Annotated in this window: 9 protein-coding genes and 7 tRNA genes; 4 read left to right on the top strand and 12 right to left on the bottom strand. The window is 58.4% G+C overall.

Features of this window, described 5'->3' with window-relative positions; all coding sequences use genetic code 11:
- Positions 1 to 23: 23 nt before the first annotated feature.
- The 3 genes from ACP26L_RS06095 to ACP26L_RS06085 all read left to right on the top strand — a co-directional run bounded on the left by ACP26L_RS06095 (position 24) and on the right by ACP26L_RS06085 (position 2,947).
- On the top strand, positions 24 to 1,460 hold the full coding sequence (locus tag ACP26L_RS06095) for an NAD(P)/FAD-dependent oxidoreductase (RefSeq protein WP_426451640.1): 1,437 nt from the start codon (positions 24 to 26) through the stop codon (positions 1,458 to 1,460).
- A 228-nt stretch (positions 1,461 to 1,688) separates the two neighbouring features.
- Positions 1,689 to 1,841, top strand: coding sequence for a hypothetical protein (locus ACP26L_RS06090; RefSeq protein ID WP_426451639.1), 153 nt, complete (start codon positions 1,689 to 1,691; stop codon positions 1,839 to 1,841).
- Between the two features lie 320 nt (positions 1,842 to 2,161).
- On the top strand, positions 2,162 to 2,947 hold the full coding sequence (locus tag ACP26L_RS06085; protein WP_426451638.1) for a YheC/YheD family protein: 786 nt from the start codon (positions 2,162 to 2,164) through the stop codon (positions 2,945 to 2,947).
- 189 nt (positions 2,948 to 3,136) lie between these two features.
- Here ACP26L_RS06085 and ACP26L_RS06080 read toward each other — a convergent pair.
- The 10 genes from ACP26L_RS06080 to ACP26L_RS06035 form a co-directional block, all read right to left on the bottom strand.
- Positions 3,137 to 3,208 (bottom strand) — tRNA-Gly (locus ACP26L_RS06080).
- 3 nt (positions 3,209 to 3,211) lie between these two features.
- Positions 3,212 to 3,298 (bottom strand) — tRNA-Leu (locus ACP26L_RS06075).
- A gap of 10 nt (positions 3,299 to 3,308) precedes the next feature.
- Positions 3,309 to 3,381, bottom strand: a tRNA-Lys gene (locus tag ACP26L_RS06070).
- A 13-nt stretch (positions 3,382 to 3,394) separates the two neighbouring features.
- A tRNA-Asp gene (locus tag ACP26L_RS06065) sits at positions 3,395 to 3,471 on the bottom strand.
- Between the two features lie 17 nt (positions 3,472 to 3,488).
- Positions 3,489 to 3,564, bottom strand: a tRNA-Val gene (locus tag ACP26L_RS06060).
- Positions 3,565 to 3,576: 12 nt separating this feature from the next.
- Positions 3,577 to 3,648 (bottom strand) — tRNA-Glu (locus ACP26L_RS06055).
- Positions 3,649 to 3,668: 20 nt separating this feature from the next.
- Positions 3,669 to 3,744: transfer RNA gene (locus ACP26L_RS06050), tRNA-Ala, on the bottom strand.
- Positions 3,745 to 4,034: 290 nt separating this feature from the next.
- Positions 4,035 to 6,926, bottom strand: a complete 2,892-nt coding sequence (locus ACP26L_RS06045) for a family 78 glycoside hydrolase catalytic domain (RefSeq protein ID WP_426451637.1) — start codon at positions 6,924 to 6,926, stop codon at positions 4,035 to 4,037.
- Positions 6,927 to 6,972: 46 nt separating this feature from the next.
- Positions 6,973 to 8,355: an MFS transporter gene (locus tag ACP26L_RS06040; protein ID WP_426451636.1), complete on the bottom strand. Its 1,383-nt coding sequence runs from the start codon at positions 8,353 to 8,355 to the stop codon at positions 6,973 to 6,975.
- Between the two features lie 39 nt (positions 8,356 to 8,394).
- Positions 8,395 to 9,654, bottom strand: a complete 1,260-nt coding sequence (locus ACP26L_RS06035) for a glycoside hydrolase family 1 protein (RefSeq protein ID WP_426451635.1) — start codon at positions 9,652 to 9,654, stop codon at positions 8,395 to 8,397.
- Between the two features lie 290 nt (positions 9,655 to 9,944).
- On the opposite strand from ACP26L_RS06035, the gene ACP26L_RS06030 reads away from it, so the two are divergent.
- Positions 9,945 to 10,934, top strand: a complete 990-nt coding sequence (locus ACP26L_RS06030) for an AraC family transcriptional regulator (protein WP_426451634.1) — start codon at positions 9,945 to 9,947, stop codon at positions 10,932 to 10,934.
- Positions 10,935 to 11,103: 169 nt separating this feature from the next.
- Here the strand turns inward: ACP26L_RS06030 and ACP26L_RS06025 are convergent, their stop codons facing one another.
- A complete protein-coding gene (locus ACP26L_RS06025) occupies positions 11,104 to 13,242 on the bottom strand; it encodes an ABC transporter ATP-binding protein (protein ID WP_426451633.1) in 2,139 nt (712 codons plus the stop codon).
- On the bottom strand, positions 13,239 to 15,062 hold the full coding sequence (locus tag ACP26L_RS06020; RefSeq protein ID WP_426451632.1) for an ABC transporter ATP-binding protein: 1,824 nt from the start codon (positions 15,060 to 15,062) through the stop codon (positions 13,239 to 13,241). The genes ACP26L_RS06025 and ACP26L_RS06020 overlap by 4 nt, the downstream gene beginning before the upstream one ends.
- Between the last annotated feature and the right edge of the window lie 89 nt (positions 15,063 to 15,151).

Raw genomic sequence — 15,151 nt, 5'->3', positions numbered from 1 at the left:
GAGAACAAAGGCGGAGATCTGTTGTGAGTCAAAGGTATGATCTGATCGTTGTCGGTGCCGGACCTGCCGGCATATTCGCATGCTATGAGATGACGCTGAAGCGTCCGGGAGCCAAGGTGCTTCTCGTGGACAAAGGACATGATATCTACAAGCGCAGCTGCCCGATCCTCGAAGAGAAAATCCGGCTGTGTCCGCCTCCCGCGGGCAAGAAGGACTTCTCCGGCTGTCTGCCGGCCTGCTCGATCACGAGCGGCTTCGGCGGCGCGGGCGCCTACAGTGACGGCAAATTCAATATCACCACCGAGTTCGGCGGCTGGATGACGGACTATCTGCCCCCTTCCCAGGTGCTCGAGCTCATCCGTTATGTAGACGGGATCAACCTGCATCATGGCGCCGTGCCGGATCTGACGGACCCGACGACCGCACAGGTGCGGGAAATCGAACAGAGAGGGTATGCGGCCGGCCTCAAGCTGCTGCGGGCCCAGGTGCGCCACCTCGGAACGGAGCAGAATCTGCAGATTCTGAAGTCGATCTTCGAATATTTGGCCCCCCGCATCGAGATGCGCTTCAAGACGGAGGTCGAAGACATCCTGACCGTGAAGGATGGCGATACGCAGGTCGTCAAGGGTATCGTTCTCTCCGGCGGAGACACCTTCGAGAGCGACTGCGTGATGATCGCCCCCGGCCGGGACGGCTCCGCCTGGCTCGCCCAGGTGCTCAAGAAGCGCCGCATCCGGATGTTCAACAACCAGGTTGATGTAGGCGTACGGGTAGAGACCTCGGACATCGTCATGCGGGAGATTAACGAGCATCTCTACGAAGGCAAATTCATCTACAATACATCGGTCGGCACGCGGGTGCGCACCTTCTGCAGCAACCCATCGGGCCATGTCGTGGTCGAGAACCACAGCGGCGTGATGGCCGCCAACGGGCACTCCTACAAGGATGCGAATCTCGGCTCGCCCAATACGAACTTCGCCCTGCTCGTCTCCCACAAGTTCACCGAGCCGTTCGACAAGCCGAATGAATACGCGAGGGAAATCTGCCGGAGGGCCAACGACCTCTCGAACGGCGGAGTCATCATCCAGAAGTACGGCGATATTATGCGCGGCCGCCGCTCCACCCCTGACCGGATCAAGGAAGGCTTCCTCGAGCCCACGCTGAAGGAAGCGGTTCCGGGCGACCTGGGCCTCGTGCTGCCCTACATTACAATGAAGAGTCTCGTCGAGATGATTCAGGCGCTGGAGAAGGTCACACCGGGCATCGCGGCGGAGCATACGCTCTTCTATGGTGTGGAAGCCAAATTCTACTCCGCCCGTCCGAAGCTTACCGAACAGTTCGAAACCGAGATCCGCGGCCTTTTCTGCGGCGGGGACGGCGCCGGGGTGACCCGAGGCCTGGCCCAGGCGGGGGCGGCCGGCGTGTGGATCGCCCGCCAGGTGATCGGCCGGCTCGCCTGATTTTCTTCTATGCCTGCCGCGGCAGTGGGCTGTCCGTTCTATCTTGGACGGCCGCCGATTGCCGCGGCTCTTTCTTCGGTTCCTGCTTTATTTACCGTGTTTTATCTAAAGTTTTTTTAAGGCTTTTCGACATACTTTTCAAGATTCATCTGGTATATTTCTCTTACATGATGCAGACACCCCTTCCTTCTCGCCCCGCACCCTCACCCCAACGATCCCGGAGGTATTATGAAGGTTACATTGAAAGTTGAAGAGATCCTCCGCCAGATGGGGATCAGCTATGAGGCCTTTTTCCTTTATCACGAACTCGGCAAGGAATTGGCCGAGAAGGAGAGAGAGCGGGAGAAGGACCCAGAGGACGAAGACGACGGACAACGCTGACCGAATCTCACATTCGGGACAGGCCCGGCGCTTCCTACAATACATCCTGCCCGATATACACCTCCTCCTGCCGTTTCATCTCTGCTTACCTTCATACTCCACTTCTGATATTTCGAAAAAGCTGCCCCGATCTTAATCCGGTGGGCGGCTTTTTTGCTGCAAGCTTTCAGGGTGTGCGAAAGCACCATTTTCCTACGGATCCGCCCTGGACAGGCTTTCGTCCAATTGTTCTGCTCACGAGATGAATACAATGTGTTGGCATGTCACTGCGGGAGCGGAGCACCGCCTTCCCAATCCATCCGTGAAGGAGACCACTGTACATGAAGCCAGCCAAACGGACCCTGGTGAGCAAATGGACTAAAACCAAGAGCCTGCTGCAAAACCGCAGTCTTCGAAAATTCATTCCCGAAACGCGCCTTTACAGCCGTTCAAGCCTCCTGTATTTGCTTAGAAAATACAGGATGATCTATGTCAAACCCGTGAAAGGCTCCGGGGGTAAAGGTGTCATCCGTGCCGAAGTCAGACGGGTGCGCGGCAGAACCCTGTACCGGTATCAGCAGGGCACAGCGATCCGGACCTTCTCATCCTTCGGCGCCTTCTATGCCTCCCTGTCCCGCACCAAGCTGCCGCGGCCTTATCTGGCCCAGCAGGGCATTGCCCTGCTTAGGCTGCGGGGACGTCCCTTCGATATCCGGGTTATGGTGCAGCGAACCGCGAAGAGGGGCTGGAAGACTACAGGCATCATCGGGCGGCTAGCCCATCCGAAACGCGCGGTAACCAACTTCCACAGCGAAGGCCTGCCGCTGCCGCTGCGCATTCTCTTCGCCTCCCGCCTCTCCCCTGTCCGCAGGCGCCGGTTAACGGCTGCTCTCGCGAGATTGGGACTGCGCTTCGCCCATCATCTCGGCCGGAAGTATCCCGGCTTCCGGGAGCTCGGCGTCGATGTGGGCGTGGACACGAGGCTGCACCCTTGGGTGCTCGAAGTCAATACGGCGCCCGATGCGATGATCTTCAACCAGCTGAAGAACAAGCGAATGTTCCACCGGGTGCTGCGGTACGCCAAGGCGAACGGGCGGTATAAGCACCGGAAGCTGCCACGGATGTAACAACCCCCTCTTCTTCCGAGATTGCGCGGCGCCCCTCTCCTTAGTGCGAAGAGTTCGAGCCGAAGCAGACAGCTCTCCGAGGCAGCCCGGCTGTCTGCAGCTTCTGCCAAGACGCTGAGGACAAACAAAAAAGAGACCGTCTACCGGTCTCTTTTTTGTTTGCCTATGATCTTACCGAACCAATCCATAAGCGGAAGACGGGAATCGAACCCGCGACCCTCGCCTTGGCAAGGCGATGCTCTACCGCTGAGCCACTTCCGCAGGTGGTGCGGTCGAGAGGACTCGAACCTCCACGGCTGTTACACCACTAGAACCTGAATCTAGCGCGTCTGCCAATTCCGCCACGACCGCGTAATGAAAGTGAGCCATGTAGGACTCGAACCTACGACACCCTGATTAAAAGTCAGGTGCTCTACCGACTGAGCTAATGGCTCATGAGTGTTGTAATGGCGGAGCCGACGGGATTCGAACCCGCGGTCTCCTGCGTGACAGGCAGGCATGTTAGGCCTCTACACCACGGCTCCGTGCCACATAACATTCATGGTGGAGGCTGACGGGATCGAACCGCCGACCCTCTGCTTGTAAGGCAGATGCTCTCCCAGCTGAGCTAAGCCTCCATGGGATCATGATGACCCGTAGGGGATTCGAACCCCTGTTACCTCCGTGAAAGGGAGGTGTCTTAACCCCTTGACCAACGGGCCATACCAAGTAAAGATGAGGATGGTGGAGCCAAGCGGGATCGAACCGCTGACCTCCTGCTTGCAAGGCAGGCGCTCTCCCAGCTGAGCTATGGCCCCATAGAATATATGAACCTCTTACCTATCGTTTGCCGCTTGCTAACCTGCTAGCTTGCCCCGACGAGAATCTAATTTAGCATATTTCGTCGACCGGTGCAACCTCTAATTTGATTCCATTTTGTTACAGGAAACCGATTCGCCCGGCTGCCGTTTCCGCTCGCAGCTTTTTTTGCCGCGAGGAGTAATCTATCATATTCTGTCGAAAGATGCAAACTTCTCTTTGAGGTTGAACGGCAAACCGCCTGAAATCCCAAGGAATGCGGACTCCAGGCGGCCTGATGTGTGAGAATTTAATAAACGATCCGGTTCAGCTCCTGCAGCAGGCCGGCAACGCGCTCCGCCGTAATCCCTTTGGACTGGTCCTTCATCAGCTGCTTGAGGGTTAAGTTCTTGACATAGAATTTCAGCGGCGGCCGGTCGACCTCGGGCAGATGCTTCACCAGCAGCTGCTTGTCTTCTTCGTATGCCAGCAGCTCTCTGACGAGACTCTCCTCCGTGAAGGCCACCCGGAACAGATCGTCGTTCTTATATGTGAACGTATAATCGCCGGAGCCTACCGTGAGGAACAAGCCCTCCTCCGTCTCCCTGCCCAGCTCGATCCCCTCTGTCCCGGTAAGCGACTGGCCGCCTTCAAGCACGTGAGCCTCCCGTGCGCCGGGCAGCAGCACTTCCGCGCACGTGTTGGCCGGCACGCGAACGGTAACTTCAATCCGGCCGTCAGCCGTACGCCAGCCGGAGTGAATCTCACCGTACATCGACTCGAATGATGCGGAGGCCGATCGCAGCCCCCTTACCGCCGGCTTCGGATGGAGCCTGATCTTCTTATAAGCCGGTGCGGAACCATCCATATCGAGGCCTGCCGCCTTCCGGTACAGCCAGTCCCCGATGGAGCCGTACGCATAATGGTTGAAGGAATTCATGTTATCGCTCCAGAACGAGCCGTCCGGCTTGATGCTGTCCCAGTGCTCCCACACCGACGTGGCGCCCTTCGTAATCGGGTATAGCCACCCGGGATAGCCTTTCTGCTGCAGCAGCTTCACGGCCGTTTGGTGGTACCCGTTATCCGACAGTGCGAAGCACAGATAAGGTGTCCCCACAAAGCCGGTCGTCAGGTGGTAATCGTTCTCGACGATGAGCTCGTTCAGGTCACGGGCGATCCGCTTGCGGGCGGGACCGTCGACCAGTCCGAACACGAGCGCGAGCACGTGAGCGGTCTGTGTCGGTGCGGCCATCCGGCCGAACGGCGTCACATACTCCCCGCGGAAATGCGAGAGGATGCCGTCCAGGAGCCTGCCGTATTCCTCGGCATCCTCCACTCTACCGAGGATCTCGGCGCTGCTGCGCAGCAGCCGGGTGGAGTAAGCGTAATAAGCGGTCGCAACGAGGTCGCGCGGCGTCGCCCCGACGTAGCTGTTTTCCTTCGCATCCAGCGCCAGCCAGTCGCCGAACTGGAATCCGGTGTTCCAGGCATACTCATTCTCGCCCTGCGCCCGGATATATTCGACCCAGGCCTTCATGCTGGGATACTGCTCTTCGAGGATCCGCTTGTCTCCGTAATATTGATACAGTGTCCACGGGATGATGACGGCGGCGTCCCCCCAGCCGGCGGCGGAATCTCCATCCTGGACGTTCGGGATGACGAAGGGAACCCCGCCGTCCGGGAGCTGGTCCGCCTGGAGATCACGCATATACTTCGTAAAGATCGGCCCGCCAGAGTAATTGAACAGGGCGGTGGAGACGAACACCTGCGCATCGGCCGTCCACCCTAACCTCTCGCTGCGCTGCGGACAGTCCGTCGGCACGTCGAGGAAATTGCCGCGCTGTCCCCAGACGATATTGCGCTGAAGCTGATTGACGAGCGGATCGGAGCATTCGAAGCGGCCTGTCCGGTTCATGTCCGTATGCATCACCTGGCCGACGAAGCTGTCCGGCGGGAGCTCGCCCGGCTCTCCCGGATAGCCCTCGACCCGGACATAGCGGAAGCCTTGGAAGGTGAAACGGGGCGCATAGATCTCCGTCCCCTCGCCTTTAGCAGTATATTCGACCTCCTGCCTGGCCTCTTTCAGATTGCCGAAATAGATATTGCCTTCCTTGTCGAGCACCTCGGCATGCTTCAGTCGAATGCACGTCCCGGCGGGAGCCTCCACGGTCAGCCGGATTCGGCCGACCATATTCTGCCCCATGTCCAGCACCGTATCGCCATTCGGTGTGACGAGAACCGCCGCGGGCCGGACCTCCTCTGTGACACGAACCGGCTCGCTCTCCTGGGCCGTCAGCTTGTCCGTCGGTCCGTCCAGCACCTCGACGGCCCTCCAATCGTCATCCTCAAAGGCGCCTGTGCTCCAGCCCTCCCGCTCCAGCCGGGCATCGTATTTCTCTCCGTTGTAGATATTGGAATAAAGCACCGGCCCAGCTTCGGCCTTCCAGCCGGAATCGGTGACGATCCATGCCTCCGAGCCGTTGTCATAGCGGACGCACAGCTGGAGCAAAGCGGCCCGCCGGTCCCCGTACCGGAATTTCCCCTCTCCCATACCGCCCTTATACCAGCCGTCCGCCAGCATCAGGCCGATTCCGTTGCCGCCCTCCTGAAGGAGCGCCGTGACATCATAGGTCTGATACTGGATGCGGTGCCCGTAGCTGGTCCATCCCGGCGTGAGCAGTTCATCCCCTATACGGCGGCCGTTCAGATAGAGCTCGTAGAGCCCCAGCGCCGAAGCGTATATTCTCGCCGATGTGATGCCGCTTTGGATGGAGAAGCTTTTGCGCAGCAGGAATGCCGCCTCTGACGCAGCATCCAGCTCATCTGAGGCAGGGGTTATCCAGTCCGCCTTCCACGGTTCCTGTCCCAGCAGGCCGGTCTCCCACCAGGCTGCTTCGCTCCAGTCCGATTCCGTTCCCCAGGAATCCCAGACTTTGACGCGGTAATCATAACGCGTCCGCGGCGCCAGCTCGGGGCCGTCATATTCGACATGTATGCATTGCTCTGACGAAACGACACCCGAATCCCAGACCGGGTTCTCAAAGATGCCGCCGGAAGCTGACACCTGCACCCGATAGGAAGCCTGCATCGTTCCACGGCGGCCGGATTGGAGCTTCCAGCTGATACGCGGCTTCCCCACGTCCAGCCCAAGGGGGTTCGCCCTGTATTCGCAGGATAATGAATATACGTTCAATGGATTCATCACATCGGTATCCTTTCTCATCGCCTACTCCGCGGTGAAGCTCCCCTTACTTCTCAGACGGAACAGACAGGGATTGCAGCTCCTCCACAATCGAAGGCAGCTTCTTCTCCAGCGTGTACATCATCATAAACCCGATCTGCAGCAGCACCAGGACGATCGGGAACCCGATGTACAGCACCTTGATGGCTGTAATCGCCGAATCGCTCTGTTCGCTCAGTCCGCCGACATACCCCCCGATCGCAAGCGCCCAGCCGACGATCGCGCCCCCGAAGCCGCTGCCGATCTTCGAGGCGAGCGAGGCTCCGCTGAAGATCAGGCCTTCCGTTCGCGCCCCGGTTCTCCATTCGCCGTATTCCACCGTATCGGCCAGCAGGGCGGAGCCCGTCGCTACCGCTGGAGCGACGCCGAGCGTTTTGAGAATCGTACTGATCAAGACAATCCCAAAATCGGAGGAGTCCACCAGGATGAGAAGCGAACCGGCCAGCGTAATGAAGCATCCGACCAATATGGTATTCCTCTTCCCGATGCGTTTCATCAGCGGCGCACAGAGCAGGATCCCCACAATGATCGGAAGAATGCTCGCGATCCCGAGTGCCGCTACCAGGCCGGGGTCGTGCAGAATATATTGGGCATAATAAATATTCAACGCACTGCTGATGCCTGTGTTCAAGAAGAGAATGATCGAGAACAGCAGGACAATGATCCAGTATTTGTTGCGTAGCAGCGCCCTCGCGCCTTTGCGCAAGGGGATGTCCTTCTGCACGACAACGGGCTTGACCCGCTCCCTGGTTGTTTTGTAAGTGATCGCATACAGCAGAGGAGATACCGCGCCAATGATGCCGAAGGTCAGCGCCCAGCCCATTTTGCCCCCGCCAAAAGCATTCACCACCGGCATCGTGAACATGCTGATGGCCACGCCGCCCGTAAGCGACAAAACCATACGCGTTATGTTCAGTACCGTCCGCTGATACGGGTCCTGTGTCATCAGCGAATTCATCGCGCTGTAAGGAATATTGATGGCGGAGTAGATCATCATGCAGACGAAATAGGTGACACTCGCGTATATGATCGCTCCGGTCTCTCCTACATTCGGAGCCGTAAACAAGACCATGACGGACAAGCCGAACGGAACCGCCATCCATTTGATCCAGGGGCGGGCCTTGCCGTGCCTGCTTTTCGTGCGGTCGACCAAAGCGCCGATGCCGATATCAAGGATGCCGTCAACGATCCGGGTGACCAAAAAGATCGTCCCCACCGCGCCTGCCGAGATGCCGGCAATATCCGTATAAAAGAACGTGAGAAAGGTCGAGATCGCGGTAAAGATGACATTCGTCGATAAATCGCCTACGGCATACCCGAATCGTTCCTTCAGCGAAAGCTTCTCCCCATATCCCGCATTCCCGTTGTCAATACCCGCTGAGCTGCTCATGGCTGATCCCCCCAAGATGATATGGTACTAACGCCTGCATCACAGCACTTTCGTGGATGCGATCCGTCCCAAATAACGTGCGCTTTCTTTCACGGTCCGTTCCTGAGTCATTCTGTCTACGCCGATCAGCCCGAACCGCATCGAATAACCGGCATTCCATTCGAAGTTGTCGAAGGTCGTCCAGTGCAGGTAACCCCTTACGTCAATGCCCTCTTGGAGGCATGCGTGAACGCCCTGCAGGCCGCGCCGGATAAATTCGATCCGCCGCTCGTCGTCATCCGTAGCCACGCCGTGCTCCGTGACGAAAATCGGAAGCGTTACCGCTTGGGCCACCTTGCGGATGACCCGCCCCAGCGCTTCGGGAGCATACTCGTATTTCATCTGGGTCAGCTCGGCGTCCGCAGCCGGCGCCACCCGGCCCTCAGGTCCGTAGACTTCACGCGTATAATTCTGGAGACCAAAGAAATCGTCTCCCTCCAGGGCAGGCAAATACTGTTCAAAATACTGCTGCCATTTCTGCTGGGCCAAAGCTTCTCCGCCCGGAACGGACTGAATGTCGGATAAGGCCATCGAAAGCCCGACCTTGGCATTCGGCTGCAGACGTTTGATCGTCTGCCTTGCCCGGCGGTGGGCTTCCATCAGCAGCGTAATCTTCGGCTCGTCCGAAATCATATGGAAGGTGACGTATTGATCCGCCGTCGTGCCGCACAGCTGTGCTGCGGAGGCTCTCCATCCGGGTGCCGTCCAGGCTGCGCCGTCAATGCCGACCGGCGGGATGATGCCGATGCTGCTGAACACCTCGCGGAGCATAACCGGAAGATTGACTTCATTGAATGTGAGCACATAGGGAATAAGCTCGCCCAGCTCCTGAAACACGAATTCGCAATAATTGGCGAAGCGCTCCGGAACTTCATCGCTCCCCCACCCTCCGAAGCGCATCAGCCACTGCGGGGATGAAAAATGATGCATCGCGACGACAGGCGTCAGCCCGTGCTCGCAGCAGGCCAGCAGGACATCCCGGTAATGCGCGATGGCCGATCGGGAATACTGCCCGGGAGCGGGCTCGACTCTGGCCCATTCGATCGAGAAGCGGTAAGCCTTCAGCCCCAGGCTTGCCATGAGTGCGATATCCTCTCTGTACAGCCGGTAGTGGTCTACCGCATCTCCCGACTTGTCTTGGTAGGGAGAGCCCGCCGCATGCTCCTCCGCCCAGAAATCACTGTTGGTATTATTGCCTTCAACTTGATAAGCGGCCGTAGCCGAACCGAATATAAAATGCTGCGGAAAGATAAATTCCATTGGGATCACTCCTCCTGTCATTGTTAATAAGGGCTAAGCGTGCTGCCTCGGAGGGAGGTCCTCCCAAGCAATTTTGTTTCCGCTTTCGTTTCCGCTTTCGTTTCTACGTTTGCTGCCCATGTTGATTCGCTGCCCATTCATCATACCAATGCTTTTCGATGCTGATAATGTTAATATGAAATCGATTGTGTGCCCGAATCAAATCGAAAGTGGATGAATGAAACTTACCAACCCTGATGTATCTATGCTCAAATCAAATTCATCCTCGCATAGGGGAAAGGACAGAACTGATGGAAACCTCCGAACTGCACGATTTTCTAGCGGACAAAAGCAAGCTGTCCGTGGACTGGGAAGAGATCAAGGGAAGACTCCAGCCCAAGGTGCTTACCATCAACGGGATTCCCGTGTTTCTGTTTGACCTGACCTTTGACATCGCCCATATGCTCATTGACGATCAATTGGTCATCTCCCTGCAGCGGCCCTTTGCAACGGTACCGATGCATGTACATCCCTACATCGAGCTGGTTTATGTCTATCAAGGTGCCTGCACCGTTCGGATCAACGAACAGCCGATCGAGCTGGCCCAAGGCGGAATGATCTTAATCGATAAGATGACTCCGCATACCGTACTGGAGACAAGTCCCGGCGACATGGTCATCGATATGAAATTAAGACACGATTATCTGTCCTCCAGCTTTTTGAACCGGCTCACCGGCAAAAGTATTATTTCTCAATTTCTGATTAACTCCATGATCGACAGGCGCAGAACGAACCAATTTCTCCATTTTCCTCTGGATGGTGTCAAGAAGACCGGCCAAATTATGGAGCAGCTGATGTGCGAATATTTCGACCGCGGCGTCAGCTCGCACGACATCATCAACTCGTATCTGGTCATTCTGTTTACTGAACTTGTCCGTCATGTGGATATCCAGGGCGCAGCGTCACCGAGCCGCCGTCAAGAGGACGCCTCGATCGTTGAGTTTCTGCGCTACATTGAAGAACGGTATCGGGACTGCTCCCTTGTGGAGATGGCCTCCCATTTCAAATTCCATCCGAACGCCCTATCGGCCATTCTCAAGCGGGCTACCGGGAAGTCGTTCAAGGATCTGCTTCAGCTCCAGCGGTTGAACAAGGCTGCCCTTTACCTCAAAAATACGAATATGTCGATTACCGACGTCGCCGAGGAAGTCGGCTATTCGGGCATGTCTTTCTTTCACAAGAAATTCAAAGAGGTCTTTGGCGAGACGCCAAGCGAATACCGCAATAGAAAAGGGGAGTGAATAGGGGTATTTGAATTTGAAACGGGTACCGGGGTCGATGGGGTGATTATTTCGCATAACGCCAAGCAAAAAAAGACGCACTTTTGGAATCCAAAAGTACGTCCGGACAGTTACATCTCGGTGTTTTTAATTTATTTTCATCCTACTCGCAAGCCCCAAAACCGGACGTTCACCGCGCCTTCGGCACCGGCTTCTGCTCCTTGTACTGCAGCTCATACAGCCGGTAGTAGTACCCGCGCTGCGCCAGCAGCTGGTAATGGTTCCCCGTCTCGCGCACCCGGCCCTTGTGCATGACGATGATCTGGTCGGCATGCTGAATGGTCGACAGGCGGTGCGCGACGATCAGCGTCGTGCGGCCTTCGGAGATGTTGTGCAGGGCATCCTGCACGATCATCTCCGTCTCCGTATCGATATTGGACGTAGCTTCGTCCAGGATCAGAATCTGCGGGCGGAAGGCGATCGCCCGGGCGAAGGAGAGCAGCTGCCGCTGGCCGAGCGACAGGTTGATGCCCCGCTCGCCGAGCAGCGTGCCGTAGCCGTCCGGGAGGGAGCGGACGAAGTCGTCCATGTGCACCATCCGCGAAGCCTGGCGGATCTCTTCGTCCGTGATCTCCATGTTGTTCAGCCGGATGTTCGAGGCGATATCCCCGGTGAACAGGAAGACATCCTGCTGCACGATGGAGATATACCGCCGCAGATCATCGAGCGGAATCTCCCGGATATCGACGCCGTCGAGCTTGATGCTGCCCTTCTGGATATCATAGAAGCGGCCCACGAGCTGGATGATGGAGCTTTTGCCGGCCCCGGTGGCCCCGACGAACGCGATCGTCTGGCCCGGATGGATCGTGAACGACACATCCTTCAGCACCCAATCCTCGCCGCTGTAGGCGAACCAGACGTTCTCGAAGCGGATCTCGCCGCGGATCTCGGCGGGCAGCTTACGGGGCTGCTCCGCATCCGTGATGGCCGGCTTCTCGCCGAGCGTCTCGAAGATTCGCTCCGCCCCGACCATCGCCGTCTGGATCTGGTTGTACTTCTCCGCAAGGGACAGCAGCGGCTGGAAGAACTGCCTCACATAATGCGTGAAGGCATACACGATCCCGAAGGTAATCCCGCCTTCGATGACGCTGGCCCCGCCGTACCACAGCAGCAGCGCAATCGCCAGGTTGCCGAGGAACCCGATGGCCGGCTGGAAGATCGAGTTGATGACTGTTCCGCGCATCCCTGCCCGGTAGTAGTCGGTATTCAGCCGGTCGAACTGCTCCTGCTGCCGCTCTTCGCGGATGAATAGCTGGGTGATGCGGATCCCCGACAGGTTCTCCGCGAGGAACGAATTCAGCCGGGAAAGAATGACCCGCGAATGGCGCTGCGCCTGGCGGATCACCGACCGGTACCAGAAGGTGAGCGCCGCCAGGAAAGGCAGCACCGCGAACGACAGGAGCGCCAGCTTGACACTGAGCTGCAGCATGACGACGATAATGCCGATAAGCACGATCATATCTTTGACGAGATTGACGACCACCTGCGAATACAGCTGGTTGAGCGACTCCGTATCCTGCGTGACGCGCACGACAAGACGGCCGACCGGATTGCGGTCGAAGTAAGACATCGACATCCGGCTGAGGTGATGGAAGAGCTGCTGCCGGATGTTGAATATGATCGTCTGCCCCGTATACTGCAGCAGGTTGCTCTGCAGGTAGCCGAGCAGGGCGCTGCCGAGGACGGCGGCCAGGAAGACGGCGCCAAGCTCGACGAAGCCGCGGTAATCCTGGGCGCGGAAGACTCCGACCGCCGCCTCGTCGAGCGGCCGGGCCGGGAACTCCCGGCCGCCGGCCGAGAGCACGGCAGAGGCTCCTTCGCCGCGTACCGTCACGGCTGCTTCGTCCTCTCCGGCCCCTGCCGGAAGCCAGCCGTCGATCAGCCACTGCCGGCCCCCGGCGGAGACGATCTGCGCGGGCTGCGCTCCGGCTGCCGCCGCAGACGCCTGATCAGCGGCCGCTTCCTCCGGCGCCAGGCGGACATAGTCCCGGCCGTTCCACTCCGTCACGCGGCCGTATTTCTCCAGCTCGGCGGCGGCCTGCTGTCCGGCCGGCACCGAGAGCATCGGGTGCTCCAGGCCATTGATGTGCCCGTCAATGGCCACCTTCAAGATGTAGGGCCGGACCAGGTCGGCCACCACGATCAGAAAAGCCAGCGAGATGCACAGCAGAATCATCCGCCAGTAAGGCTTGGCGTAAGAGAGCAGCTTGAGCAGCAGCTGTGAGTCCTTCATTTTGCTGCCTTCCGGCGCTTCGGTATGTATGTTCACGCCCCCGCTCCCCCTTTCAACCTGCGCACAGCCTGTGATGCCCCGTCTGCGGCCCCCGCGCCTTCGCTCTCCTGGCGTTCCGCTTCCTCGTCCAGCAGCTGCTTGTGGTACATATCCGCATAGATGCCGTTCTGAGCCACGAGCGAACGGTGGGTCCCCCGCTCCACGATCCGCCCCTGATCCATCACGATGATCTGGTCGGCATTCTGCACGGAGGAGATCCGGTGCCCGATGATGATCGTCGTCCGCTGCGTCATCACCGTCTGCAGCCCTTCGAGGATCAGATCCTCCGTGATCGTATCGACGGCCGACAAGCTGTCGTCGAAGATCAGCACGGAAGGCTTCTTGATCACCGCCCGGGCGATCGATACCCGCTGGCGCTGGCCGCCGGACAGGGAGATGCCGCGTTCCCCGAGGGCCGTATCGAACTGGTTCGGGAACTCGACGATGTTGTCGTACACCTGGGCGATCTTGGCCGCCTGCACAACCTGTTCATCGCTGTACGGCTTCGGATCGAAGCCGATGTTATCCCGGATCGTCGAGGAGAAGAGAAACTGATCCTGCGGCACGATCCCGATCTGGCCGCGCAGGGTCCGCAGCGGGATCTCATGGATGTCATGCCCGTCGATGAACACGGTTCCGGCAGGCGGATTATAGAGCCGCACGAGCAGGTGGACCAGGGTGCTCTTGCCGCTGCCGACCCGTCCGACGATCGCGAGGCTCGAGCCGCGCGGCACCTTCAGCGAGATGTCGCGGAGGGTCGGCCGCTTCGCTTCCGGATAGGAGAAGGTGAGATTGCGGATCTCGATCTCCCCTTGAATCTCCGTAATCTCCTCCTTCGCCATAACGTCGTCCACGATATCCGGCTGGGTGTTGAAGATGTCGAGGAGCCGCAGCTCCGAGGCGCGCCCGCGCTGCAGCAGGTTCACGACTTTGCCGAGGTTCTCGATCGGTCCCATGAGCAGGGATAAGTACGTGTTGAAGGCGACGAACTCCCCGAGCGTGATCGTGCCGCGCAGCACCATAATCCCGCCAAGGACAACGGACACCAGGAACGAGAATCCGACAATGCCGGTGCTGAGCGCGCCGAACAGGGAGTTCGAGCGGACGAACCGCCGGTTCATATCGACCGCCTTCTGATTGTCCTTTGTGAACAAGGCCCGTTCCGCCTTCTCTTGAACGAACGCCTTCACCACCCGGACCCCGGCGGTGAACTCCTGCACCCGGCTCGTCAGGTCCGAGATCGCGGCCTGCATGTCCGCCGACTGCTGCATGATCCGCTTGTTGAAACGGTAGGCAAGCAGGGACAGAAGCGGCAGCGGCAGCATGGTGAGCAGTGTCAGCCACGGATTGACTGAAGTGACCATGGCGGCGACCGACACCACGATGAGGAAGACGGCCTCCATCACGTTGAAGTAGCCCTGCATCGTCACCTCGCGGACGACGCCCACGTCGCTGATCGCATGCGACATGAGATCGCCGATCCGCCGATTGTTGAAGTACTGGGCGGACAGCTTCTCCCAGTGTTCGAAGAGCTCGCCGCGCACCCGCATTTCGAGCTGCCTTGAGAGGCGGAAGAGATAAATCCGGGAGACCGACCGGAAGAAAGCGATACCAAAACCGGCGGCCGTCATCCACACCGCAAGCTGGACCGCCCCCTGGTACGTCAAGCCTCCGACCTGAAGACTGTCGGTAAACCGGCCGAGCAGCCATGGAATGACGAGCTGCAGCACGGAGGAGATGGACAATAATGCAAAACCCATGACATAGGCCCAGCGGTTGCGTTTGATGTGGGACCAGAAGATATCCTTGCGTACCATGGCACTCCTCCCGAGAGGTAATCTTGACTATAAGTAAGATTACCCTGTCAGCAAGAAAGAAACCATGGACTTCCATGCCGCAAAATATG

Origin of the sequence: Paenibacillus sp. S-38, from assembly GCF_049942825.1 — a bacterium.
Classification (GTDB): Bacteria; Bacillota; Bacilli; order Paenibacillales; family NBRC-103111; genus Paenibacillus_G.
Note: the sequence above shows the minus strand (reverse complement) of the source record. Positions and strands in the feature narration are given on the sequence as shown.

Coding starts and splice junctions, on each gene's coding strand:
- ACP26L_RS06090 (WP_426451639.1), top strand. CDS start 1,689: ATGAAGGTTACATTGAAAGTTGAAGAGATCCTCCGCCAGATGGGGATC.
- ACP26L_RS06085 (WP_426451638.1), top strand. CDS start 2,162: ATGAAGCCAGCCAAACGGACCCTGGTGAGCAAATGGACTAAAACCAAG.
- ACP26L_RS06045 (WP_426451637.1), bottom strand. CDS start 6,926: ATGAATCCATTGAACGTATATTCATTATCCTGCGAATACAGGGCGAAC.
- ACP26L_RS06040 (WP_426451636.1), bottom strand. CDS start 8,355: ATGAGCAGCTCAGCGGGTATTGACAACGGGAATGCGGGATATGGGGAG.
- ACP26L_RS06035 (WP_426451635.1), bottom strand. CDS start 9,654: ATGGAATTTATCTTTCCGCAGCATTTTATATTCGGTTCGGCTACGGCC.
- ACP26L_RS06030 (WP_426451634.1), top strand. CDS start 9,945: ATGGAAACCTCCGAACTGCACGATTTTCTAGCGGACAAAAGCAAGCTG.
- ACP26L_RS06020 (WP_426451632.1), bottom strand. CDS start 15,062: ATGGTACGCAAGGATATCTTCTGGTCCCACATCAAACGCAACCGCTGG.